Genomic DNA, 2233 nt, shown 5'->3' on the forward strand with positions numbered 1-2233 from the left:
AAGTAATCCCTGAGGATGAGATTGAGATCAAACCTCAAATATCCGGAATTATTGAAACCATTTATCTGGAAGAAGGCGCTCAGGTTAAGGCGGGCGATTTAATTGCTGTAATAAAAGTGGTACCCAATGAGCAATCCTTAAATCAGGCCCGAGGAATAGTAAGAAATGCAGAGATTGAATTAAGCAATACTGAAATTGAATATAAACGGAATAAGGCCATATTTGATAAAGTGGTTATTTCCAGCCAGGACTTTAACGTCTTGCAATTAAGATATGATCAGGCCATTCAGGAATTGGACAATGCTCGTGCAGATTATCAGATTATCAGAAGAGGCTCTGCCGGAGGTTCTTCAAGTGCGAATACTAACATTCGTGCAACGGTTGCAGGTACATTGTTGGAAATTCCGGTAAGGGAAGGAGATCAGGTAATTCAGAGCAATAACTTTAACGATGGAACAACCATTGCGACCATTGCCGATTTGGGCAAGATGATTTTTGAAGGAAAGGTTGATGAAGGGGAAGTAGGGAAACTAGAGATAGGAATGCCCCTTGAAATTAGTTTAGGAGCCCTGGAAGATGAAAAATTTGAAGCAAAGTTAAAGTTTATCGCACCAAAAGGAATAGAAGAGTCGGGTGCGGTACAATTCAAAATAGAAGGCGATGTGGTTGTTGAAGAGGGCGTTATGATCAGAGCGGGATATAGTGCGAATGCCTCTTTGGTTCTTGAGAAAAAGGACAGCGTTATGGTAATCCCTGAAGCACTCCTGCAATTTGATAAGGAAACAGATGAACCCTATGTGGAAGTTGCCGTTGGTGATCAGAAATTTGAGCGCAAAGAAGTTGAAATAGGAATTTCAGATGGGGTTAACGTGGAAATTATCTCGGGAATAACCGAAGAAGATGAAGTAAAAGTCTGGAATAAAACCGAGCCGATTAAAAAAGGGGAAGACGAAGAGGAGGAAAGTGAAGAAGAATAATTAAGCTAAATACGAATAGTCAATCAATTATAATTATCAAAAAACGACAGATGAAATATAAAATAACTGTAGTGCTATTCCTGTGCATGACTGGAATTGCCTTTGCTCAGAAAAAAATATGGACCCTTGAGGAATGCGTCAACTACGCAGTTGAAAATAACCTGACCATTCAACAATATGAATTGGACCTGGAGTTGTCTACGATTGATAAATCGGATGCCATTGGCGACTTCCTTCCTGATTTAAATGGAATGTTAAATGGACAAAGCAATACTGGTCTGTCTTTTGATCCAACTAACAATCAACCGGTGAACACTACCCAAATAACTTCTTCCGGAAGTGTTACCTCATCAGTGAATTTATTTAATGGATTGAGAAATATTCACAGGCTTAACAGGGCTAAACTTAACGCGATTGGAAGCAAATACCGATTGGACGACCTGGTAAACGATATTCGTTTAAATGTGGCTATTAATTATTTAAGTATTTTGTCTAACAAGGAAGCCGCTAAAGTTGCTAAGGCACTATATGCTGTTACCGAACAGGACTTAAATAAAACTAGAGAATTAGTTGAGTCAGGTGTGGTGGCCAGAGGAGATTTATTGGAAATTGAAGCCACCGCGGCAACCCGTGAGCAGCAAATTATTAATGCTGAAAACGAAGTTCTTATTTCACGTATTAATTTGGCGCAGTTACTGCAAATAACAGACTATGAAAACTTTGATATTTCAGATGCTGAATTTGAGGTTCCTGCTGCTGATATATTGAAAAATTCTCCTAAGGTTATTTTTGATAAAGCCTTATCCTACTGGTATGAAACCAAATTTTTCGAGACCAATGTGGATTTGGCAGAAAAAGATTTAGCTATAGCCAAAGGTGCAGCCTATCCATCACTAGACGCTTTTGTTAATTATAATACACGTTATTCCGATCAATTTTTTGATCCAATAACAGGACAGGTAATCCCTTTTAAAGATCAGCTATGGATTAATGATGGTATCGCCTTTGGAGCACAAATAAGTATTCCTGTTTTTAACGGCTTTAGTACTCGGAATAATATTAAGCGATCTCGAATAAATGTATTAAAGGCACAACTAGACCTGGAGCAAAATAAATTAGACCTGGAAACAAATATAAATCAGTCCTACGTGGATGTTATTAATAGCTCTCAGGAATATGACGCCGCCTTAAAGACAAGGGAAGCAAGATTATTGGCATTGGATTACTCCAAAGAAAGATTTGATGTAGGGATTATG

2 protein-coding genes are annotated in these 2233 nt (G+C 38.4%); both read left to right on the forward strand.

The window, feature by feature from the left end:
• On the forward strand, positions 1-977 hold a 977-nt coding region (locus WBN20_RS07085; protein ID WP_424281193.1), incomplete at its 5' end, for an efflux RND transporter periplasmic adaptor subunit.
• A 50-nt stretch (positions 978-1027) separates the two neighbouring features.
• Positions 1028-2233: TolC family protein (locus tag WBN20_RS07090; protein ID WP_424281194.1), on the forward strand; the 1206-nt coding region annotated here is incomplete at its 3' end.

Source organism: Eudoraea sp. (assembly GCF_049665975.1).
Lineage (GTDB): Bacteria > Bacteroidota > Bacteroidia > Flavobacteriales > Flavobacteriaceae > Eudoraea.